Here is a 22,759-nt window from a genome sequence, read left to right as displayed (position 1 = left end):
CAATACAACCTTAAGCTAGGTATACTCAGGTAAATGTTATTTTAATTAAGTTTATCTATGCCAAGCAATAACAACTCATCTCGCATTCCCCCCCTGAACAGTAAGCGTTTTACCCTTTTTGGCATTATTTTGCTGTGCACTGTACTTCAAGTTATTAATAGCTTGCCGGGCATACACCTAAATAGCTTAGGTATTTATCCGCGTAGCCTCAGCGGTTTAACTGGAATTTTTTTCGCACCGTTTTTACATGGCGGTTGGACACACTTAATAAGTAACTTAATTCCCTTTGCAGTACTTGGCTGGTTAGTTTGCCAATACAGTATTAAACGCTTTTGGTTGGTGTTTATTTTCACAGCCCTAGGCGGTGGTTTGCTGGTTTGGTTATTCGGCCGTGGTAATACTCATGTCGGGCTAAGTGGCGTATTGTATGGCTTGTGGGGCTTTTTAATTTGCTACGGCTTTATACATCGCTCTTTCAAAGCAATTGCGATTAGCGTTGTTGTGGTATTTTTGTATAGTGGTTTTATTTGGGGCGTCTTACCTCAACGTCCTCATGTTTCGTTCGAAAGCCACCTCTTTGGTGCCATAGCAGGTGTGTTAATCGGCTTTTACTTAGCGAAAAAAGATAAAGCGCCTTCAACCTTTAAACGCTAACGCTCTAAGTAACCTGAACTCTGGATAATAAATCTATCTCCAGCGGCTACTTTCAACGCTAACTGCGTTGAATTTACTTGCAATAGGCCAGCTATTGACGCGTAAATTCGCCTTGTTAACGCTAAAAGTCTCCGGCTGGAGACTAATAAATATATTTGTGGTTTGATATCAATACATTAGTACATCTCTTAACCAGAGTTCAGGTTAAGTAACTAAAATGGTAGCAGCTAATACTGCTACCAAAAATGACTATTAAATACGCTCTACTGATTTAAAATACCATGGCTTTGCCGCGGCCTGAAGCTTCTGAGCCTGCATCGAGTTTGCCATCACGCTCAATGATCACATGCATATCACCAAAGCGGCGCTCATTTAATGTGTAACCCATTTTTTCAAGTGCGCTGATAACATCAGTAGCTAAACCTTTGTGGTGGCGAATCACGTTTTTAGGCCATAGCTGGTGATGAAAACGTGGGCTGTTTACAACATCATCTGCACCCATATTAAATTCAACCGCGTTTAAAATCGATTCATACACGGAGCTAATAATCGTCGTGCCGCCTGGTGAGCCTGTAACCATTTTTACTTTATTATTTTTGAGTAAGATAGTTGGTGTCATCGAGCTAAGCATACGTTTATGAGGCTGTATTTCGTTGGCCTTGCCACCAAGCGCGCCAAATACATTCATTACCCCAGGTTTTGCACTAAAGTCATCCATTTCATCGTTTAGTAAAAAGCCAGCACCAGCAACCACCACTCCACTACCGAAACCTAAGTTAATCGTTGTGGTGTTCGAGACTGCGTTCCCCCACTTATCTACAATTGAAAAATGAGTTGTTTGTTCGCTTTCATATAAGCCTGGTTTAATGTTTTCTGTGGTTGATATTTTATCGAGGGTAATCGTGCTACTGCGCTTTTTAAGGTAATCACTGGCAATCAGCTCGTTTTTTGGCACGTCAAAAAAGTCTGGGTCACCTAAGTACTCTGCTCTATCGGCAAAAACGCGTTTACCTATTTCAGCTAGTAAATGAATATAGGCAGTTGAATTATGCTCAAAACCGGCGTCGGGCTTAGTTAACTCATACATTCTCAGCCATTGTAAAATAGCGATGCCGCCTGAGCTTGGTGGTGGAGAAGTTAATACTTCATAGCCATTCCAGTTGGCTTTAATAGGAGTACGTGATTTTGCTTGATAGCCTTTTAAATCGGCTTGAGTGATTATACCGCCATGTAGTGCCATAAAATCTGCAATAATTTTAGCTGTTTCACCTTCATAAAACCCGGCTTTACCATTATCGCGAATGCGCTTTAGGGTAGCAGCAAGCTCTGGTTGCTTAAAGTTTTGCTTTGCTGTAGCGCTGGCAAAGTAATCAGAAAAATTAATAGAGACATTTTTTTTAGCAATACGAGCAATGTAACGCTCAATGCTGCTGGCAAGCTTTGGATGTACAATAAAGCCATGCTCAGCTAGTTTTACAGCAGGTTCAACTAAGGTTTTCCAATCAAGGGTGCCGTGCTTTTTATGAGCAAGCCACATACCTGCAACACTTCCCGGCACACCACTGGCATGAATCCCATATACTGAACGGTTTTTAATAACATTACCTTGCTCATCTAAATACATATCGCGATGTGCGGCGCTTGGGGCTGTTTCGCGATAATCTATAAAGTCACTTTTACCCTCTTTATGTATTAGCATAAAACCACCGCCACCTATGTTTCCGGCTTCGGGTAAAGTTACTGCAAGCACAAATTGTGCGGCGATTGCAGCATCAACGGCATTGCCACCTTGCTCTAGTATTGCTCTAGCAGCATCACTACTATAACTATCTGGCATAGCGACTGCAGCTTGACTCGTTTTTTCTACTGCGAAAAGTGTTAAATTTAGCTGAATTACAATGAAGCTCAAAAGCACTAAATACTTGGCACTGAAAAACATAGTTCACTCCTTTTTATTCTATTTTAAAACTACAATTTTTATCATTTACCCATGCTGCACTAACTTTAGACAAACTACAATTAAACCCTTTTTTGGTATAGCACAGCCGCTAACTCGCCTTGCTCATCAACATGGGTGTAATCTTTGATAAATGTCATTGCTAGTTTTTCCATGACTTTAATTGAAGCCATATTGTCTTTTAACGCCGTAGCACTGATAAAATGTACATCCGGCTGCAGGGCAATAACGCCAGCAATTGCAATAGCCGCTTCACTAGCAAACCCTTGGCCCCAACTTGAGCGTTTAAAGCGCCACCCTATTTCAATATCATGATAATTAGGCGATTCAGTAAAAAAGTCCATCGGCCTGATAAGCACCCAGCCTATGAATTCACCTGTTTGCGTAATATTGACCTGCCATAACCCCCACCCCTTCTCAATATTACGATACGCTTGCATACGCGGAATAAATACGTCCTTTATCGTTTGCATGGAGGTAACTTTACCGCGCGATAAATACTTCATCACATGAGGGTCACTGTCTAATTCAAATAAGAGCGGTGCGTCATGCTCATCCATTAATTTAAAATTTAACCGTGCTGTTCTAGGTACATTCATATTGCTCCCTGTATATTACTTGTTTACATTAACACTAACTATTTTGACTATAATGACTTTACTCAACAACGTAGTTAATAGAAACAAAATAAATTAATAGAGAACAAATATGAAAAAATTAGCCAGTTTAGTTTTAGTAAGTTCAGTTTTACTGTTTGGTTGTGAAGATGCAAAGGAAGTAAAAGAGGATGCAGCAGAAGCGAAAGCTGAAATGAAAAAAGCACTTGATGATGCCTGGAACGAAGTAAAAGAGTCGACCAATGAGTTTAAAGGGGATTCCTTGAATGAGTTACTCGACGAAAGCAAAAAGCTTGGCTTAGATATGTTTGATGACGGTAAAGAAATTGCCCTCGACGCATGGCTCGAAAGTAAAGAAGCTGCAGGTGAATTAACTGAAAAAACCAAACAAAAGGCACAAGAACTTGCCGATGAACTAAAAGAAGCGCGTGAAAAACGCGAGCAAGAAAAAAACAACTAGCTGCCAGCTAGCAACTTTTTGTGAGCACTGCTTGATAATAAAAAAGGGTAAGGTCACAGACCTTACCCTTTTTTATTTATAAGTATGATTTATTTAAAGCTCAAAATCTTTTTTAAACTTAATACCAAACTCACTACGGTCGTTACTACGCATTACACCAACAAAGCCTGATTGCTGTAAACGACCTACATCGTAAACTTCATTCAATACGTTTTCACCGTATAGGGTTACTTCCATATCGCCATAGGCATTCAAATATGAAATATTAAACCCAACCAGTTCACGTGAGTCAATTTGCTCGCTTTGGTTATAAACAGACTGACCTTGCATATCACTGCGATAAGAGTAGTTAGCGTTTAACGCAACCGTGGCACCATTATCTAAGTCAATAAAGTAAGAAGGTGCAACCATCACAGTCCAACGCGGCGTAAGTGCTGGCGAATCACCTTTGCCAATACCTTGTACACCTTCATCTACTTTTGTGATTTCAGAGTCTAAATAACCTACAGCACTGCGAATTGTAAAGTCATCCGTTACTGCAACGGTAGTCTCTAACTCTATACCTTGTGCTTTAGATTGACCTGCATTCTCAACAATTGTTACAAAACCACCGCCGGCAGTAGGGTCGGAAAATGGTAATGCCAAATCAGTGTAGTCAGTAACAAATACTGCAAGCATCATAGATACATCTTCATGAACTTGACCTTTTAAGCCTAATTCATAGTTAATAGCTTTTGTTTCATCAAACGACACAAATTGATCAGGACCACCAAATGGGCGCGGTGGGAAACCACCTGTTTGATAACCTTTTTGAACTTGACCATACACATTCAAACCATTATCTAAACGGTAAGATGCGTTTACATCCCATGTTACCGCGTCAAAATCAGCTGAGACAAATTTACGCTCAGAGAAACTTGGGAACAATGCATTGGCTTCTTTTTCATCTTTTGAGTAGCGTAAACCACCACCAATGCTCAAAGCGTCAGAAAGATCATAGCTGGCATTAATATACGCTGCGTATGAATTGGTTTCTTGGTTTATATCAAAATATCCATAGTCACCAAATGAAGGGGTTACACCATCGTTTAATAAGCCATTTGGTGTATTCCATGGACTAAATACAAATGGGCCTGAGCTTGTGAAACCGTCTTCATTAAAGTAATAAAGACCCGATACAAAGTCCATATCCGCAAATGTGCCATTTAATTGGATTTCAAATGAATATTGGTCTGCACCACCTTCTTCTGGGAATTCAGATAAATTAAGTGCAACAGCATCATCATCTAAACCACCTTCGTATTCTGACGTGCGGTAGCTTGAAATAAATTTAGCTGTGTACTCGTTATTAATATCCCATTGCGCAGAGACAGATGATCCCCAACCAGAATAAGACGTTGATTCAATACCTGCTACAGTCGTGGCTAAGTCATCAGGGTCTTTTGGCAACATATCGGCTGTAAGAAGTGGGAAATCACCGTTAGCAGGGTTTGAGCCGTCTAACGGCGTCGTAAGTTCAATTGTATAAGGAGATTGTCCTGATTCATTATCAACAGCATCTAATGATACTACCATTGAAAAGTCTGTACTTGGTTGCCATTTAATCGCAACACGACCACTGGTTTCTTGCTCTTCACCAATTTCTTTTTCTGGATTGGCTAAATTAATCGCCTTACCTACACCATCACGTTGTTTGTAAGATGCGCTAGCTGACATACTAAGCTCATCAGTCAGCGAGTTATTAAAGTATACATCGCCTGCTATACGCCCACGAGAACCGACTTTAGCAGTCGTCGTTACAATGCCTTCATCACCTGGTTGTTTAGTTATAATGTTAACTGCACCACCAAGTGTATTACGGCCATATAATGTCCCCTGTGGTCCACGTAACACTTCCACACGTTCAATATTTGGCAATGACAAGTTAGAGCCCATTTGACGGCCTAAGTAGACACCATCAAGGTATACACCTACACCTGGATCAGTAGTAATGATGTGATCTTGTAAACCAATACCACGAATAAATACAGATGCATGAGCAGCATTACCTACCCCATAACGCGTAATATTTAAGTTAGGTACATATTTACCAATATCTTCTAAGTTGCTCATATTAGCTTTATCAATCAAATTTTCACCGATTGATGTTACGGCTGTTGGAGACTCAAAAATGCTTTCTGTGCGCTTACGAGCTGTGACTTCTATTTTTTCGAAAGCATCTTGCTTTGCAGTGGTTTTTTCATCTTGAGCATGACTTGATGCAGCGAAAGCGGTAAGCATAGCAATGCTTAACTGAGATAGGTGGCGTATTTTCAATGTATTCTCCAAAGGGTACCGTGTGTGGAAATGCCTAGTAAATTTCAGGCATAAAAAAAGACGCTTAATTAAGCATCTTACCTCTGGAGGGATATTATATTTCATTTTTGTGAAAAAAGGTATAATTAACGCAGCTAAGTTAAATTAAATAGAAAACCAATTTCAAGATACTTTAATAAGTAAAATAACTCACCAATAAAAAGCATTTAACTTTCTTTTTGGTATTTCATCGCTAACTTGCCCTTTTACTACTAAAATATCTTTGAAATCAACCTAATCTATAAATACTTAGGATACACAATGAAAAAACTTCCTATTGCTATTGCACTATGTGGTGCTCTTACATCAGCAACTTCTTTTGCGGAAGTTCGCATCAATGGTTTTGCCTCAATTGTTGGTGGTAAAACAATGGATGATGATGCGACCCTATATGGGTATGATAATGACATCTCTTTTAAAAATGAGAGCGTATTTGCACTTCAGCTATCTGCTGACCTCCAAGATAAGCTAAGTGCAACGGCCCAAATCGTCGCCCGTGGTGAAAATGACTTTGACGCTGAGTTCGAATGGGCTTATTTTACATACGAATTTACCGATGAGCTACAACTCAGTGCCGGTAAGATGCGTGTGCCCTTTTACCGTTATTCAGATTTTTTAGATGTAGGTTATGCCTATCGTTGGGTAAGACCTCCGCAGTCTGTTTATAATATCCCTTTTTCAACATACGAAGGCTTAAGCCTGTTACATACCTCAACTTTGGGTGATTGGGATTCAACCGTACAAGCTATTTATGGTGGCTACGATGGCACCATTGCCGTTGTATCTGTTAATGGTGATACTGAACTTAACGACATTGCAGGTATCAACTGGACCCTAAGCTATGACTGGTTCAGTGCTCGAGCGGCTTACTTTGTTGCAGATACATCTATTGCTATTGAAAACGATACTGATACTGGCATTGCCCTTAATAATTTAGAGCAAACCTTACGTGGTGCAGGTTTCGTTGACCAAGCAAACGATATTGCCATTGATGAAGATGATGGATCATTCTTCGCAATTGGTTTCTCTGTTGATTATAACGATATTTTATTTGATGCTGAATACACTGAATTTGAGGTAGACAATAGCGCCTTAGCAAAACAAACTCAGTACTACACCTCTGTAGGTTACCGTATGGATGAGTGGACTGTTCACTTAACCTACGAAAATAACGATGATGAACATGATAGCAGCCGCTATGATCCATTACCTGAAGTACCGCCACTTAATGCTGGTATCAATCAAGTGCTAGAGGGTTCAAAAGCAAAAAGTAATGTTTATACCATTGGTACACGTTATGACTTCCATCCTTCAGCTACGCTAAAAGTAGATTTTAGCCGCTTTAAAGACGATATCACTGATACAGAAACTGATGTTGTTGCCGTTGCTGTCGACTTGATATTTTAATTGGAGTTTATGATGAGAAAATTATTTTTAGCCACTGCATTAACTGTTTGCTCATTAAACACGTTTGCTGAAGTTGCAGTGATCGTAAACCCTGCAAATACGAATCAACTTGATGCAAATGCCATTAAAAAGATTTACTTAGGTAAAAGTAAATCTTTCGATGACGGGGTAAAAGTAAACCCCGTGAATCAAGATGGTAATAACGTTGCAGACGAGTTTAACGATAAAGTGGTCGGTAAGTCCGGAAGCCAATTAAATGCGTATTGGTCAAAGCTGGTATTTACAGGTAAAGGCACACCACCAGAAAAGCTAAGTAATGACCAAGCTGTTATTGATTTTGTTAGTAGCAACACCGATGGCATTGGCTATATTGATAGCGCAAAAATCACTGATAGCGTGAAAGTTGTGGGTAAATTTTAAATTACATTGCTCGATCAAAAAAACCACCTAGCGCTTAGGTGGTTTTTTATTTTTACTCTATTAAATTTGTTTACAGCAAAAGTAATAAATCTTTAAACAAGCTCTAAATTTATTCTACTTTAAACTTCGCTGTAGCATCGAGTAAATTATCAGACAGATAATGAAGGTTCTTAGCAACATCTCTTACAGCTGCTAGTGACTGCATAGTGTCCTCAAATGACATATGCATATTCGACACATTATCAACTACCATTGCCGCTACTGAAGTTTGCTCCTCTGTTGCAGCTGCAATTTGCGAGTTCATACCATTAATTTCCAGCATTTGTTCAGCAATTTTTTCAATAGATATACCTGTATTTTCTGCCGCTGTAGCATTATTTGTTGCCATGTCTCTAGCTGAGGTCATCGCATTGACCGACTCGTTTGCAGCGCTAGTTAAGGTATTTAGTAGCTCACGTATTTCGTTGGTTGATTTAGCAGTTCGTGATGCAAGCTCTCGTACTTCATCTGCAACAACTGCGAAACCTCTACCCTGTTCACCGGCACGAGCGGCTTCAATGGCAGCATTAAGTGCGAGCAAATTAGTTTGCTCCGCAATGGCTGTTATTACATTTAAAATTTGAGTCACATTTTTAGTATCATCAGCTAATTTATTGATGGTAGTAGCTGCATGGTTTATTTCATTACTTAATGTTTGAGACTCTGAAACAGCAGTTTTAATTTGGCTACGACTTTGCTCTACTTCTTGCTCAGCTGTTTGCGCAGCACGAGATGCATTAGCCGCAGATTGAGAAATGTCGCCCACGCTTTGTTTCATTTCTTCCATTGATTGTTTAACCACTTCAGCATCAGAGGCCTGCTTACTTGTAGCTCTTTCAGCTTGTTCCATGCCTTGCACTAAACGAGTGGAATTTTCCATAAGAGGTTCACACACCGACATTACATCTAACACGGAGCCTCTTAAAAGGGTTATAAAGGTGTTGAAATTGATTGCAACTTGCCCTATCTCATCCTCTGAGCGTACAGTTAACTGTGTACTTAAAGAGCCTTTGCCTTCACCTAATAACTTTAAGTTATCTGCCGCGTCACTGGCAGCAGCACCTATGCCTCGAGCAATCCAAACAGCCATGAATAATAAGAGTGACAAAGATACTAACGACACTACAAGCATTAAGGTCAGCGCTTTATCAGAACGCGCTTTGGTATTTTTAACTAATTCAAAAAAACGGTCATCTGCACGCTGCTGGGCATCTTTAAAGCTCTTAAGTACTGAGGTGTAAATCTGGGTTTTAGTTTGGGCCTGTTGCTGTATTTTACTAAAATCAGCAGTCCCATCGATCATTCCTATGGCTATCTGTGATGAAATTTTTGAATAGCTGTCTAATTGGCCACGAACTTGGCTATTAATATAATTATTACTAAGTGCAGTAATTCTATCAATATTTTCTGTTAATTGAGCAAATGTGTCAGATGCTTTATCTACCAACTCTTGCTCACCAAACGTCACTGCTTGTGTGTACAATTCATCAAGCTTTTCTAGTAGTACAACATTTGAAGAGGTTAATTTTACGATTTGATAAGATGTCTTTTCCAGCTCATCTAATGACCCTCGATTGTCATCCATCGCAACGTAATTAATCAATACAATCACAATAAATGCAATAACCGCAATACTGGTGATAGCATGGATTTTTTTTGTGATACTGATATTTTGAAAAGACATACTTGACGCCATTCGAAGTACCTTAATTATTTATAACTGAAAGTAATATCGACTTTAAAGCCTAATTCATTAACTTTAATTTTAATATATATAGATTTTTAAATTCGGTATAAGTAACGAACCACAAAATAAGAAGTAAGTCGGTTTAATCTGTCTGAATAAAGTTTTTAATATTAATAAACACATTAGCTTATAGTTAAACATTAAGCAAAAAAATGCCTTGTAAGTTGGCCATTCTAAAGCAATATTTTAAGTTATTGTAAAATATTTTATTCTGGGCTGTCGCTATTTAATAGCATTAATATTTTAGAGCATATTAGACTTGTCTTAATACTAATGGATTTAGAAGAAAAGACTAGATGAATATAAGGATATATGTTGGCTAGAGTACTGACATATAGAATATTTTTAAATGATTAATAGCTGCAGATCAAAAAAACCAGTAACATCACTGCTACTGGTTTTATAATATGGTGCGGTTGGGGGGACTTGAACCCCCACGCCCGAAAGCACTACCCCCTCAAGGTAGCGTGTCTACCAATTCCACCACAACCGCATTTTTAAAGTTTTCACTTTATTTGTTAAACTTCATGATTTACTTGAGGATTGTAAATCGTTTAACACTATATTAAATTATTTAGTTAGGTACGTCAGACTTCTCATTAGTAGACGTTACTGGAACGTCATCTTCTGCAGGAGAAACGGTCTCAACTGCTGGAGCTGCTTCTAGGTTTTCCCACTCATCACTTTTCTTAATTTGATTCGCAGTCAGGTTGCCTAGCACGATACTTAGAACAAAAAACACTGTTGCCAAAGCCGTGGTTGTTTTAGTCATAAAGTTACCTGCACCTGAAGAACCAAAAACAGTTCCTGATGCGCCTGAACCAAATGACGAGCCCATATCTGCGCCTTTGCCCTGTTGGATTAAAACCATACCAACAAGTGCTATTGCTATAACTAAATACACTACTAATAAAATTTCGTACATCTTATACGGTCCTTTTTGCACTCTCACATATCGCAGTAAATGAATCTGCTTTTAGACTAGCACCGCCTATTAAGCCGCCGTCTATATCTGGTTGTGCAAATAATAATTCGCTATTTTTTTCATTTACGCTGCCACCATAAAGAATGGTCAGCCCTTGTGCTAAATCGCTATCTAAATCAGCAATTTTATCACGGATAAATTTATGCAAATGCTGTGCTTGTTCAGGCGATGCAGTCTTACCTGTGCCAATGGCCCAAACGGGCTCGTATGCTACCACAGAATCTTTCAGTGCTGCTAGGCCTAATTCATTAATTACTGCATCAATTTGCGCAGCAACTACTTGTTCAGTTTGTCCTTGCTCACGCTGCTGTTCACTTTCACCGACACAAAGAATAGGCGTTAAGCCAACTTGCTGTGCACGAGCAAACTTTTTAGCAACAGTGCTATTGCTTTCACCGAATATACTACGGCGTTCTGAGTGACCCACCAATGTATGGCTAGCACCTAAATCTTTAACCAACTGAGCGTCAACCTCACCGGTAAATGCGCCGGGTTGATTTTCAGAAACTGTTTGCGAACCCGTTGCTATACCACTTGCGACTAGCGATGTGATTAACGGATAAGGTGGAAATATTACAACATCTAAATCGATAGATTCTACGTTTTTGATTGCATTAGATAACTGTTCAACAAGTTCTAAAGAACCGTTCATTTTCCAGTTTCCAGCTACCATCGGCTTGCGTAATGCCATTTTTCCACTCCAGATTAGAAAGCGGGCGAGATAGTAACTCGACTCGCCCAAAGTTACAAGAGGTTATTGTTCTTAATCAGTTTGTTTGCTCATAGATTCGACAACACCCGCTATTTTTCGAGCACTATCAAGCACCATTTTCTCTTCTTCAGCTTCAACCATAACGCGAACCACAGGTTCAGTACCTGATTTACGTAGTAAAACACGGCCTTTGTCTGCTAATTTGGCCTCAACCTCAGTAACTGCGGCAATTACTTCAGGTGCTTGCGTTGGATCAGTGCCTGCTTTGTAGCGTACATTAATCATTTTCATAGGATATTTAGTAAAACCTGCACCTAAATCTTTTAACGTACGGTTTTGCGCAACCATAGCAGCAAGTACTTGCAGGCTTGAAATAATACCATCGCCCGTACTAATTAAATCTAGATTGAGTACGTGGCCAGAACTTTCGCCACCGATTTTCCAACCTTTTTTCTGTAGTAATTCCATTACATAGCGGTCGCCTACTTTACTTCTTTCAAAATCAATACCTTTGGCTTTCAATGCATTTTCAAGGCCCATATTTGACATCACAGTGCCGACAACCCCGCCACCTAGCATATCGTCTTGCGCTGCTTGGCATGCAATAATATACACAATGTCGTCGCCATCAAAAACACGTCCGTTGTGGTCAACCATCATTACACGGTCACCATCTCCATCGTAGGCGATACCCACATCGGCATTATGCTCTAATACTTTACGTTTTAGCGCATCAACATGTGTCGCGCCACACTCTAAATTGATATTTACACCATTTGGTTCACACGCATGGCAAATAATATCAGCGCCTAACTCACGCATAACAGAAGGGGCAATGTGATAAGTTGCACCATTGGCACAATCTAGAACAATTTTTAAGCCCTCTAGTGATAAACCTTGTGGGAACTGGCTTTTGCAAAACTCAATGTAACGTCCATCAGCACTTTCTAAGCGCTTAGCTTTACCTAACTTGTCTGATGCAACACATGTCATAGGCTCATCAAGCATTGCTTCTATTTGAAGTTCAACATCGTCGCCTAACTTTAAGCCACGACCACAGAAAAACTTGATGCCATTATCGTGGTACGGGTTGTGAGAAGCACTAATCACAATACCCGCTTCGGCACGAAATGTTTGTGCAAGGTAAGCTACAGCAGGTGTAGGCATTGGACCTAATAAAACAACATCAATACCCGCGGCGATTAAACCTGCTTCTAATGAGGTTTCTAACATATAACCAGATATACGCGTATCTTTACCTATAATTACTTTTTTTGTGCCTTTTGCAGACAGAACACGTCCTGCAGCCCAGCCTAGTTTTAGTGCGAATTCAGGGGTGATTGGGTATTCTCCAACCATTCCTCTTACACCGTCAGTACCAAAATATTTTCTATTACTCATTAGGTTGTCCTTGTTCGCAAGCTTGCCATACAGCAAGCACATCTGCAGTTTCTTTTACATCATGTACACGGATAATTTTTGCGCCATTTTGCGCAGCGATAAGTGCGCCTGCCAAACTTCCAGCTAGCCGTTCATCAGTATTTCTATTTAACAAATTACCAATCATTGATTTACGAGATAGACCAGCTAATACAGGTAAACCAAAATGATTAAATTCATCAAATCGCTTTAATAGTTCGTAATTATGAGCCAGGCTTTTGCCAAAGCCAAAACCTGGATCTAGGATAAGTTGCTGTGCCTTAATACCCGCTGTTTTGCATGCTTCAATGCGTTGCTTAAAAAAATGATTGATATCTGCAAATAAATCATTGTACTGCGGATTACTTTGCATGGTGCGAGGCTGACCTTGCATATGCATTAAGCAAATCGCCACATCTTTAAACTGGGAAGCTACGCTAAGCGCATCAGGCTCTTGTAGAGCCCGCACATCATTTATAATATCAGCACCAGCGAGTAATGCTTGGCGCATAACCTCGCTTTTACTGGTATCAATTGAAATAATACATTCACTAACAGCTGAATCTGAGTGGGCTCTTATTGCATTAATTGCGGGGATTACACGTTTTAACTCTTCTTCAAGCGTGACATCAGGAGCACCCGGACGGGTCGACTCACCACCAATATCTATTATGGTAGCACCATCGCTAAGGAGTGTTTGAGCTTGAATGACAGCGCTGTCTGTTTGATAGTATGAGCCACCATCTGAAAAGGAGTCAGGTGTAACATTTAAAACCCCCATAATTATTGGGGTGTCGAGGTGCAACTTACGACCCCGAGGTAAATTAACTGTGGTCATTTTTCACCTTCAATACATCCATTGCATTGATTATTCTTTTTGATACAAAAAACCCCGGTGGCCCGGGGTTTTTTAACTACGCTATTTTAACTATTATTCAGCTTTATCATCAAGGTTTGTTTCATCTTTTTGCGATGATTCTTGATCTTTATTCTCAGATTCAGCCTTTTCTTGAGCTGGTTCTGGTTTTTTAGCGTCGGTGTCACGTCTATCATGTGCATCGCGAGGCTCGCGCACTGGTTGACGTGCCATTAAGTCATCAATTTGTTTTGCATCAATTGTTTCATACTTCATTAATGCATCTTTCATTGAATGTAAGATGTCGATATTCTCTTTAAGAATATCCTCAGCACGTTGGTAGTTTCTATCAGAGAACAAACGTACTTCAGTATCAATTACTTTTGCAGTTTCATCAGACATGCTCATAGCACGGCCACCGCCGCCACCCATGTACATTTCATTCTGATCTTCTGCATAAAGTAATGGCCCAAGTTTCTCACTTAAACCCCACTGCGTAACCATTTTACGGGCAATATCTGTTGCCCGTTCAATATCGTTACTCGCACCTGTGGTTACTTTATCTTCACCGTAAATAAGTGCTTCAGCAATACGGCCACCATACAGACTTGAAATCATTGATTCGAGCAATTCTTTAGAATGACTAACACGGTCTTGCTCTGGTAAGTACATAGTTACACCAAGGGCACGGCCACGAGGAATAATAGATACTTTATAAACAGGGTCGTGCTCTGGCACTAAACGACCAACAATCGCGTGACCCGCTTCATGATAAGCTGTCATCTCTTTTTCTTGCTCGCTCATCACCATGGTCTTGCGCTCTGCACCCATCATGATTTTATCTTTAGCAGCATCAAACTCAGCCATGCTAACTACACGCTTGTTACCACGGGCAGCATATAAAGCAGCTTCATTAACTAAGTTTGCTAAATCAGCACCAGAGAAACCTGGCGTGCCGCGGGCAATAACAGCCGCTTCTACGTTGTCGCCTAAAGGCACCTTACGCATATGAACTTTTAGTATTTGCTCACGACCACGAATATCAGGTAAACCAACCACAACTTGACGGTCAAAACGACCAGGACGAAGTAAAGCTGGATCAAGTACGTCTGGACGGTTAGTTGCGGCGATAACGATAATACCTTCATTACCTTCAAAGCCATCCATTTCAACTAGCATTTGGTTTAGAGTTTGCTCACGCTCATCGTGACCGCCGCCCATTCCTGCACCGCGCTTACGACCAACAGCATCAATCTCATCTATGAAAATGATACAAGGCGCCGCTTTTTTAGCTTGTTCGAACATGTCGCGTACACGAGATGCACCAACACCCACAAACATTTCCACAAAGTCAGAACCTGAAATTGTAAAGAACGGAACTTTTGCTTCACCGGCAACCGCTTTTGCCAATAATGTTTTACCCGTACCAGGAGGACCAACCATAAGTACCCCTTTAGGAATACTACCGCCTAGCTTTTGGAATTTAGAGGGATCACGTAAGAAATCCACCAATTCGGTCACATCATCTTTCGCTTCGTCACAACCGGCAACATCAGCGAATGTAGTTTTAACTTGGTCTTCACTCATTAAGCGTGCTTTACTTTTGCCAAACGACATCGCGCCTTTACCGCCACCGCCTTGCATTTGACGCATGAAGAATATCCATACACCTATAAGGAGCAACATCGGGAACCAAGAAATTAAGATGCTTGCTAAGAACGACTGTTCTTCAGGCTTAACACCTTTGACATTCACATCACTTTTTAATAAGTCATTTAAAATGTCTTTGTCGTAAATAGGCATAATGGTTTGAAAACGCTCACCATTAGTTTTAGTTCCGGTGATTGTGCCACTGGTACTTTCGATTGCCACTTCTTGTAAAGAGCCATTTCTAGCATCTTTAACAAATTGAGTGTAACTAGTTTGACGGTCAACTTGATCGCCACCATTAAAGCTCTGAAAGACTGACATTAGCACAACCGCTATAACCAGCCAGAGTATTAGATTTTTCGCCATATCGCTCAAGGTGTTAACCTCTTGTATCCAATTAATTTAAATTCAACTTAACGCCAGACAACTGTACTACAGTTTGTAACCTGTCGCTACTATATATACTTCGCGAGATCGAGCACGTGAGGCGTCGGGTTTGCGTATCTTCACTGTTTTAAAACTATTACGTACATCTTGCAAATATTGATCAAACCCTTCACCTTGGAAAACTTTGACAATAAACGCACCGTTTTTCTTGAGTACTTGATGACACATATCCAGTGCAAGTTCGACTAGGTACATGCTTCCGGCCTGGTCAACTGAACTATTACCGCTCATGTTCGGTGCCATATCTGAAAGTACTACATCTACATTTTTGCCACCGATACGGTTTAGTAACGCATCAAGGACTGCTTCTTCTCGAAAGTCTCCTTGTAAAAAATCGACACCCGCAAGAGAATCCATAGGTAATATATCACAAGCAACGACTTGGCCTTTGGCACCAACTTTTTCTGCTAGATATTGTGACCAACTACCTGGTGCGGCACCTAAATCGACTACGGTCATTGCTGGGCGTAGTAATTTATCTTTATTTTGAATTTCATCAAGTTTGAAAATCGCACGAGAGCGCCAACCTTTCTTTTGGGCTTCGTGAACGTAAGGATCATCAAAATGTTCCTTCAACCATCGCTGTGAACTGGCTGAATGTTTTTTATTTGTCATAAATTAACACGCAACTAATTAGTAATATTCTCTAGATGGCGTTAGAATACCCTTAATTCAAGCCATATTCAGCAAAATTTGTAATAACATGAAATTATCGAACAAACAAAAGCAGTTTTTAAAAGGTCAAGCACATTCTCTTAAGCCCGTTGTACTTCTTGGTTCAAACGGTTTAACTGAAGGTGTTGTCGTAGAAATTCAAAGCGCTCTAGAAATCCACGAGCTAATCAAAGTTAAAGTACCAACTGATGATCGTGAAACTAAAGCACTGATTTTTGAAGCAATTGTACGTGAAACCGGTGCAGAGAAATTGCAAACTATCGGCCATACTATTGTGCTATACCGTCAAAGCGAAGAGAAGAAGATTCAATTACCTCGTAATTAATTTTTCCTTTTTGAAAAAAAACCAGCTAGTGCTGGTTTTTTTATGCTCATAATTTATTCAGTATAAAATTGTAAATAAATGTGCGTCCATTACTCAAATCTCATTTTTAAATCACTTAAATGATAATTTTGCCCCGTTCGCTGCAGTAAAAAATAACGTGAAAACTCCGACTCAGGCATTTCCTCGACTGTTAACTCAGAAAATAGTTCGGCTAACTCTACGCTTGTATTACTGTGACCGATAATAATGACCGTTCCATCCATCGTTAATACTTGCTTACCAAATTGTGCTAAATCACGGGGACTATATAACTTTACCTTAACCTGAAAATCTTTAGCTAGTGCATTAGCTGTTTCAAGTGTGCGATTATAATTGGTACTATATAAAGTCACAGGCTCCCCAATTTCAATCAGGCTAGATAGTTGATTCGCTCTTTGTTTGCCAGCATCTGTTAAATGCGGGTTATTACCTTTGTGTTTTTCGCTGTGGCGAAACAAATAAATACTCTCTGGGGCTGCATGCACAAAGCACGTGCAAAATAACATTAAAAAACCGACTAAGTATCTCATCCTTTTTCCAACTGTTGTGTGTTTTGTTTTTTGTATTCAAGAACACGGTTAATAAACTCAGTTGTTAGCTCATTAATAAGCCCTGTTTCTGCGTTTAAAACTAAGCTGAACCCTACGTTAAGATGCGGCATGACCACAAGGTCACTGCGATACCCTTGTACCCAGCCACTATGGTAATAAAGTGTCTCATTATCATAATTGTAGACGCGCCAACCGAGACCATAATAAGCCTCCTTTAGGTGCTTTCTCCAAACTCTACGTCGTAATTCTTTTTTTGTTCGTGTGTAGGGCCTTGCCTGACTAGCTAATACTTCAGAAGAAAGAATACTCGGATATACACCAAGCTGCGCTTTTAACCATATAGCCATATCGCTAGCACTGGCATTCACACCTGCAGCTGGAAGTACTTTATAATAATTTTTTTTCAGCCTTGCAGTATGCCATCGTTTACGCCCTCTCACATGGGGATGAGCATAATTACTATCAACCACCATATTGTCATACCCTAGACTAGCATTTTTCATTTGCAATGGCGCAAATATAAACTCATTCAACCAATGAGAATAATCCATTTGAGTGCTGGATTTAATCACTTCATCAACCAAACTAAACATCACATTTTGATAGCCATAACATTGACCTGGCTGACATATAGGCTTAACACTTAATAGTTTTTCAACAATATCAGGATAGCGCATCCTTGATTCGATTAAATTATCATACGCATTTGGCACTAGGCCGCCAGAGTGACTTAGTAAGTGGTACACTTTTAAGTTGTTTTTATAGCTTGTGTTACTTAGTTCTGGAATATATTTACTGACGGGATCTTCTAGTGAAAAGCGCTTCTCATTAGCAAGCTTTGCAGTTAAAGACCCTGCAAATGTTTTAGAGACAGATGCTAAGCGAAAACGTGTATTTGTATCAACTTGCTGACCCTTGTGTAGTTTAGTAACACCGTAACCCTTCACAAACTCACTGTCTTGACCATAAACAATAGATAATGCAGCACCTGGTATGCCTTTGCTTTTTAACTTGATTGATAAGTGTGTGTTGTAATCATCAATCAACTTATCCCATTGAGCATCCTGACTAGAACAAGTGTATGAAATAAGTGATAAAAAAAAACAAAATAATAATAGTGTTGAAGACTTCATTTTTATTATTTTAACTATATTAAGAAATTTCTTAGCGCATAATAACATGAACTTTTACCAAGACTAACGTACAATATTCGCATTAATATGTTCTTAAGGGTTTATTGTGCTTATTCGTTTTATTTTTATTGCTTGCTTATTACTGACAACGACTGCATGTACTACAGCACCGCCGCCTGTTGCGGATTCTTTGCAAATGCCACAAAAACCTTTGTTGAAAACCCAGCATCATCAAGTAAGTTATTCAACTGTTCACAACTCACCAAAAGTGAAGTCAGTTCAGTTACCTGCACACAAAGTAAAACGTAATCAAACAGTTAAGATTGTCGCAGATAAAACGAGTGTTACAGATACCTTGTTCTCACAAATTGCTGATGCGCTCAAGGACATAAATCTCAATGTTGTTACACAAGGCAAAAGCGATTACACATTGTCAGTGCATCAACTAGAGCTAAACTTTGTTGAAGATACTAAGTATCAAATAGATACACCTAAAACACCGCTCTCAACATTTGAAAAAATTGCACTACTTTACCCAACCCAACAATGCGCAACTATAAATGCAGATGTGAGTATGCGTCTCACACACAGATCATCAGGTGATGTAGTCTGGTTTGGTAAATCAGCGATCGACAGTGCAAGTTTTCATCGTGAACCTCTTCTGTATTCTTACCAACAAGAACAAATCATTAGCAACGAGCTTGAAATCGCATCATTTATCCATCAACAAAATACCGAACAAGCTCGCCGTGCGCGCGCAAATCAAGAGGTGAGTATTCCACCTTACAAAGTAATGAGCAAAATGAGTAGCTTGACTAAATTGCAAGGCCCATGCAATCGCACAGAGATAAGTGCACTAACTCCTATGATGCAATTTTATTTGAGTAGTATTTTAATCGACAAAATCAAAGTTCAGTAAGCAAAAATTATTTGCTACATTTTTTTACAGAAAAAAGGCAATCTTTGACAATATAATACACTTACTTACTCAACCTTAGTTACAGGGAAAGCAATGCTGCAAATTTTAAATAAAACACCAACTTTAATTTGTATATTATTAGTTATGTGTTTTTGGAGTGATGCAAGCATTGCAAGTAATCGATATTACGCCGATAACACCTTAAAGCCAACGAACGGGTTTGCTTGGGACTGGAGTGCTGGAGCCGGTTATTATATTGAAGATTCATACCTTGTTGGAATGGACTCTTATAATGATGGTTTAGAGCTCGATCTTAACTTAGCCATATCTTACGATCGCTTCTACCTCGATATTGACCACAGCCAGCTCAGTGGCGGTGTCATCATTGGGTATAGTTTAATTGAACGATATGACTGGGAATTGGATATTCTTGGTACAAATGTTCAAGCTGGATTTGATGAGACTGGTTTAGATTTTTACAATACAGGTACCATTGACGAGCTGGAAGGAATTCTAAGCCGCAAATATGACTTTAATACCGGATTGCGTTTAACACGACGTTTCCAAAACTCTCAAATTTCTGTTGAGTATCTCCATGACATTTCCGGCACACATAATAGCTGGGTTATTAACACCTTTTTTAGCCACATACTTCCTTGGAAAAATTGGGAGTTCCGTTCTGGTGTCGGTTTTAGTGCTTATTCTGATGATTTTACAAACTATTATTTTGGCATTTCACCAGAAGAATCAAAGCCAACAAGGCCTATTTATGAAACTAGGACCTCCGGCAGCATAATTTTTGAATTTCACGCAGAGTACCCCTTAAATAGACACTGGGTGTTTTTAACAGGCGTATTGTCAACGTGGTTCACAAATGAAATATCTAATAGCCCAATCGTTTCACAAGGCTATCAACACAAAGCCATGGTAGGCGTGCGATATGTATTCTAAAACATTAACGCTTGTCTTATGTTTGTTAAGCACCAAATCTTTAGTGGTAAGTGCTGAGCAAATTGAACAGAGTGATTTTGTTGCAATACCTGATACCTGTGTTGCACTACGTGAAGGGCGAAATTGCTACGCTGACATCGAAATCAATTGGCAACGCCCTGAAATTGGTAATTATTGCCTAAGAGACGCTACCTCAAAACATATAATGCAATGCTGGCTCAGACAAAAATCAGGGCAGTTTCACTATGCTTTTGATTCAGTTGAAACAATTGCATTTGAGCTAATCAATAGTGATAGCGGCAAAATCATTGCTAAAACACACGTTCAATTACAATGGGTTTATCAAAACCGTCAAAAAAAACGTCGCTGGCGATTGTTTTAAAAAGAGAAAACTATGGATAATTACGGCACAATTTTACTTGTTGAAGATGACACGTCCCTTGCTCAATGGGTTGCAGAGTATTTAATTGAACAAGGCTACACGACGCAAATTTGCTCTCGAGGCAATCTTGTTGTTGAACAAGTTAAACAATTCTCACCTGATTTAATCTTGCTTGATATTATGTTACCAGGCCAAGACGGCATTAGCGTGTGCCGTGAACTCAGGCAGTTTTATAACAAGCCAATTATTATGCTTACAGCTCGTGATGAAGAAATGGATGAAGTTATTGGACTTGAAGTCGGTGCCAGTGATTACATAACGAAACCTGTAAGGCCCAGAGCACTGCTGGCACGAATTAAAGCGGCCCTGCGCATGAATCATGACAGCACAGAACAAAAAAATGATTCATCTCTTATCGAAGTTGGCGCATTAAAAATTGACACACAATCACGCAATGCATTCATTAATGGCGTAGAACAATCAATTTCCAGTGCGGAATATCTTCTACTGAGCTATTTAGCATCAAATGCTGGACAAGTAGTTTCGCGCGACGCCGTATTTAAAGCTACTAAAGGGCGAGAGTATGATGGCCTTGACCGCAGCGTAGATGTGCTTATATCAGCATTACGTAAAAAGTTTAATGACGACCCGCAACACCCTGAAAAAATCAAAACGATTTGGGGTAAAGGTTATTTACTCGTTGCAAGCGCATGGTAGTAACGTCATACCTTTATAGTAGTAAATATCAATGAAGAAGTTTTATATTTCACTACTAGGCAGTGCTCTTTTGTCAATCGTTGTGCTTGGTTGGTTAATAGATGCCTTTAGTCAACAAACCCATTCACCTCAAGATGAATTTGCTTTGCAAAGCAAAATCTTAATGGGTTTCAGTCAACAATTATTACAGATAGCCCCTGATAAACGCAGTCAATATACGCAGCAACTAGCAACGCAATTCGAATTACCCCTTACCTATCGAGCGACAGAGACATTAGCATTACCGAATTCATTACTTCAGCAAATGAATAAAACGGGTGGATTAATACTTGAAGACCAACAAGGGTTTTATTTGTTATATAGCAACGATCAGCTAGCACCGTTTCATTTAAAACTTCGGTTAGAAAAAACAATCGAACAAATACAGCAAAATGATATGTTACTTACCTTATTATTTTATGCGGGCTTATGTGTATTTATGGGCTTTATAATTGCCCCACTCGCTAAACGTTTAGGGGTCGTAAATGAGGCTGCAAAACAGTTTGCAAGTGGCAATTTACAAGCACGTATTCCAGTCTCTTATTTTACTTATATTAAAGACGTTGAGCTCACTTTTAACAGAATGGCTAGTCAAATAGAAAAGTTACTCGATGAGAATAAGTTAATGGCATCAAGTTTATCTCATGATATTCGCACACCGATTGCTTGCTTACGATTTGGCTTAGATGCCACGCTAGACTGTGACAACGAACAACAAAGGCTGCGCTATTTAACGCGAATGGAGTCTGATTTAGATCAGATGGAGTCTATGCTTAAAAGTTACTTAGCATTTGCGACATTAGAACAAAAAGCAACACAGCTTAATTATGCTCATACAGAATTAAACGATTACCTAAAAACAATTATTGCTCAGTTGGAGCCTAAAATAGCCAAACATAACATTGATGTTGAATTAAGTTGCAAAGACATTTCCGTGTATGCTGACCTCCATTGGCTCGCCCGCGCAATTTCTAACTTGTTGAGTAATGCATGTGATTTTGCAACCGAGCATATCATTATCCGCGCCCATAAATTGACGCATTCAGTGGTTATTACCGTTGAAGATGATGGTCCAGGAATAGAAGAGCATAACTGGCATAAAGTGTTCACTCCTTTTTTTCAGGAACAAAGTCACCGAAATAGAGAAGCGCAAAGTTATGGTTTAGGCTTAGCTATTGTTGCAAAAGTAGCCGACTGGCACCACGGTTCAGTGACTGTAAGCCGCAGTAAACAGCTAAAAGGGGCTTGTTTTACATTAAAAATCCATAACACAAATAAAATGTAACTATTCTGTTACAGTTTA

The 22,759-nt window shown here is 39.5% G+C and carries 22 protein-coding genes and 1 tRNA gene; 10 read left to right on the top strand and 13 right to left on the bottom strand.

Annotation, left to right across the window (positions count from 1 at the left end; all coding sequences use genetic code 11):
- The first annotated feature begins 57 nt into the window (after positions 1-57).
- Positions 58-654, top strand: a complete 597-nt coding sequence (locus tag ACHUE3_RS08740) for a rhomboid family intramembrane serine protease (RefSeq protein ID WP_394192105.1) — start codon at positions 58-60, stop codon at positions 652-654.
- 271 nt (positions 655-925) lie between these two features.
- On the opposite strand, the gene ggt is transcribed toward ACHUE3_RS08740, so the two are convergent.
- Both ggt and ACHUE3_RS08730 read right to left on the bottom strand, forming a co-directional pair.
- Positions 926-2,593 (bottom strand): gamma-glutamyltransferase, encoded by a 1,668-nt coding sequence (ggt, locus tag ACHUE3_RS08735; protein WP_394192104.1) that lies wholly within the window; start codon positions 2,591-2,593, stop codon positions 926-928.
- Between the two features lie 80 nt (positions 2,594-2,673).
- Positions 2,674-3,210: a GNAT family N-acetyltransferase gene (locus ACHUE3_RS08730; protein WP_394192103.1), complete on the bottom strand. Its 537-nt coding sequence runs from the start codon at positions 3,208-3,210 to the stop codon at positions 2,674-2,676.
- A 109-nt stretch (positions 3,211-3,319) separates the two neighbouring features.
- Between ACHUE3_RS08730 and ACHUE3_RS08725 the strand changes: the two genes are divergently transcribed.
- Complete coding sequence (locus tag ACHUE3_RS08725) at positions 3,320-3,688, top strand: hypothetical protein (RefSeq protein ID WP_394192102.1); 369 nt, start codon at positions 3,320-3,322, stop codon at positions 3,686-3,688.
- A 93-nt stretch (positions 3,689-3,781) separates the two neighbouring features.
- On the opposite strand, the gene ACHUE3_RS08720 is transcribed toward ACHUE3_RS08725, so the two are convergent.
- Positions 3,782-6,004, bottom strand: coding sequence for a TonB-dependent receptor (locus ACHUE3_RS08720; protein ID WP_394192101.1), 2,223 nt, complete (start codon positions 6,002-6,004; stop codon positions 3,782-3,784).
- 300 nt (positions 6,005-6,304) lie between these two features.
- On the opposite strand from ACHUE3_RS08720, the gene ACHUE3_RS08715 reads away from it, so the two are divergent.
- Together ACHUE3_RS08715 and ACHUE3_RS08710 are read left to right on the top strand one after the other, a co-directional pair.
- On the top strand, positions 6,305-7,450 hold the full coding sequence (locus tag ACHUE3_RS08715) for a porin (protein ID WP_394192100.1): 1,146 nt from the start codon (positions 6,305-6,307) through the stop codon (positions 7,448-7,450).
- A 12-nt stretch (positions 7,451-7,462) separates the two neighbouring features.
- Positions 7,463-7,870: a phosphate ABC transporter substrate-binding protein gene (locus tag ACHUE3_RS08710; protein ID WP_394192099.1), complete on the top strand. Its 408-nt coding sequence runs from the start codon at positions 7,463-7,465 to the stop codon at positions 7,868-7,870.
- A 109-nt stretch (positions 7,871-7,979) separates the two neighbouring features.
- Here ACHUE3_RS08710 and ACHUE3_RS08705 read toward each other — a convergent pair whose 3' ends face one another.
- The 8 genes from ACHUE3_RS08705 to rlmE form a co-directional block, all read right to left on the bottom strand.
- Entirely contained in the window at positions 7,980-9,605 is a 1,626-nt protein-coding gene (locus ACHUE3_RS08705) for a methyl-accepting chemotaxis protein (RefSeq protein WP_394192098.1), read from the bottom strand.
- A 459-nt stretch (positions 9,606-10,064) separates the two neighbouring features.
- Positions 10,065-10,149, bottom strand: a tRNA-Leu gene (locus tag ACHUE3_RS08700).
- An 81-nt stretch (positions 10,150-10,230) separates the two neighbouring features.
- Positions 10,231-10,581, bottom strand: a complete 351-nt coding sequence (gene secG / locus ACHUE3_RS08695) for a preprotein translocase subunit SecG (protein ID WP_394192097.1) — start codon at positions 10,579-10,581, stop codon at positions 10,231-10,233.
- Between the two features lies 1 nt (position 10,582).
- Positions 10,583-11,332, bottom strand: a complete 750-nt coding sequence (tpiA, locus tag ACHUE3_RS08690; RefSeq protein WP_394192096.1) for a triose-phosphate isomerase — start codon at positions 11,330-11,332, stop codon at positions 10,583-10,585.
- Between the two features lie 72 nt (positions 11,333-11,404).
- Positions 11,405-12,754, bottom strand: a complete 1,350-nt coding sequence (glmM, locus tag ACHUE3_RS08685) for a phosphoglucosamine mutase (protein WP_394192095.1) — start codon at positions 12,752-12,754, stop codon at positions 11,405-11,407.
- The gene (folP, locus tag ACHUE3_RS08680; RefSeq protein ID WP_394192094.1) at positions 12,747-13,610 is read right to left on the bottom strand and encodes a dihydropteroate synthase; all 864 of its coding nucleotides are present in this window, start codon (positions 13,608-13,610) and stop codon (positions 12,747-12,749) included. The genes glmM and folP overlap by 8 nt, the downstream gene beginning before the upstream one ends.
- Before the next feature lie 93 nt (positions 13,611-13,703).
- A complete protein-coding gene (gene ftsH, locus ACHUE3_RS08675; RefSeq protein WP_394192093.1) occupies positions 13,704-15,644 on the bottom strand; it encodes an ATP-dependent zinc metalloprotease FtsH in 1,941 nt (646 codons plus the stop codon).
- A 66-nt stretch (positions 15,645-15,710) separates the two neighbouring features.
- On the bottom strand, positions 15,711-16,340 hold the full coding sequence (gene rlmE / locus ACHUE3_RS08670) for a 23S rRNA (uridine(2552)-2'-O)-methyltransferase RlmE (RefSeq protein ID WP_087530813.1): 630 nt from the start codon (positions 16,338-16,340) through the stop codon (positions 15,711-15,713).
- An 88-nt stretch (positions 16,341-16,428) separates the two neighbouring features.
- Here rlmE and yhbY point away from each other — a divergent pair, with 88 nt between their 5' ends.
- A complete protein-coding gene (yhbY, locus tag ACHUE3_RS08665; RefSeq protein ID WP_058559834.1) occupies positions 16,429-16,725 on the top strand; it encodes a ribosome assembly RNA-binding protein YhbY in 297 nt (98 codons plus the stop codon).
- A gap of 89 nt (positions 16,726-16,814) precedes the next feature.
- Here yhbY and ACHUE3_RS08660 read toward each other — a convergent pair whose 3' ends face one another.
- Entirely contained in the window at positions 16,815-17,294 is a 480-nt protein-coding gene (locus ACHUE3_RS08660) for a histidine phosphatase family protein (RefSeq protein ID WP_394192092.1), read from the bottom strand.
- Complete coding sequence (locus ACHUE3_RS08655) at positions 17,291-18,448, bottom strand: serine hydrolase domain-containing protein (RefSeq protein ID WP_394192091.1); 1,158 nt, start codon at positions 18,446-18,448, stop codon at positions 17,291-17,293. Before ACHUE3_RS08655 ends, ACHUE3_RS08660 begins: the two co-directional genes overlap by 4 nt.
- A 112-nt stretch (positions 18,449-18,560) precedes the next feature.
- On the opposite strand from ACHUE3_RS08655, the gene ACHUE3_RS08650 reads away from it, so the two are divergent.
- The 5 genes from ACHUE3_RS08650 (at position 18,561) to ACHUE3_RS08630 (ending at position 22,741) form a co-directional block, all read left to right on the top strand.
- Positions 18,561-19,367 carry a hypothetical protein gene (locus tag ACHUE3_RS08650; RefSeq protein ID WP_394192244.1) on the top strand — a complete coding sequence of 269 codons (807 nt, stop codon included), beginning with the start codon at positions 18,561-18,563 and terminating at the stop codon, positions 19,365-19,367.
- Between the two features lie 144 nt (positions 19,368-19,511).
- On the top strand, positions 19,512-20,318 hold the full coding sequence (locus tag ACHUE3_RS08645) for a MipA/OmpV family protein (protein WP_394192243.1): 807 nt from the start codon (positions 19,512-19,514) through the stop codon (positions 20,316-20,318).
- Positions 20,308-20,700, top strand: a complete 393-nt coding sequence (locus tag ACHUE3_RS08640; protein WP_394192090.1) for a DUF3019 domain-containing protein — start codon at positions 20,308-20,310, stop codon at positions 20,698-20,700. The genes ACHUE3_RS08645 and ACHUE3_RS08640 overlap by 11 nt, the downstream gene beginning before the upstream one ends.
- Positions 20,701-20,712: 12 nt before the next feature.
- The gene (locus tag ACHUE3_RS08635; RefSeq protein ID WP_394192089.1) at positions 20,713-21,417 is read left to right on the top strand and encodes a response regulator; all 705 of its coding nucleotides are present in this window, start codon (positions 20,713-20,715) and stop codon (positions 21,415-21,417) included.
- 31 nt (positions 21,418-21,448) lie between these two features.
- Positions 21,449-22,741: a sensor histidine kinase gene (locus ACHUE3_RS08630; RefSeq protein ID WP_394192088.1), complete on the top strand. Its 1,293-nt coding sequence runs from the start codon at positions 21,449-21,451 to the stop codon at positions 22,739-22,741.
- The last annotated feature ends 18 nt before the right edge of the window (positions 22,742-22,759 follow it).

This window comes from Pseudoalteromonas atlantica (assembly GCF_043641955.1).
Taxonomy (GTDB): Bacteria; Pseudomonadota; Gammaproteobacteria; order Enterobacterales; family Alteromonadaceae; genus Pseudoalteromonas; species Pseudoalteromonas atlantica_A.
Note: the sequence above shows the minus strand (reverse complement) of the source record. Positions and strands in the feature narration are given on the sequence as shown.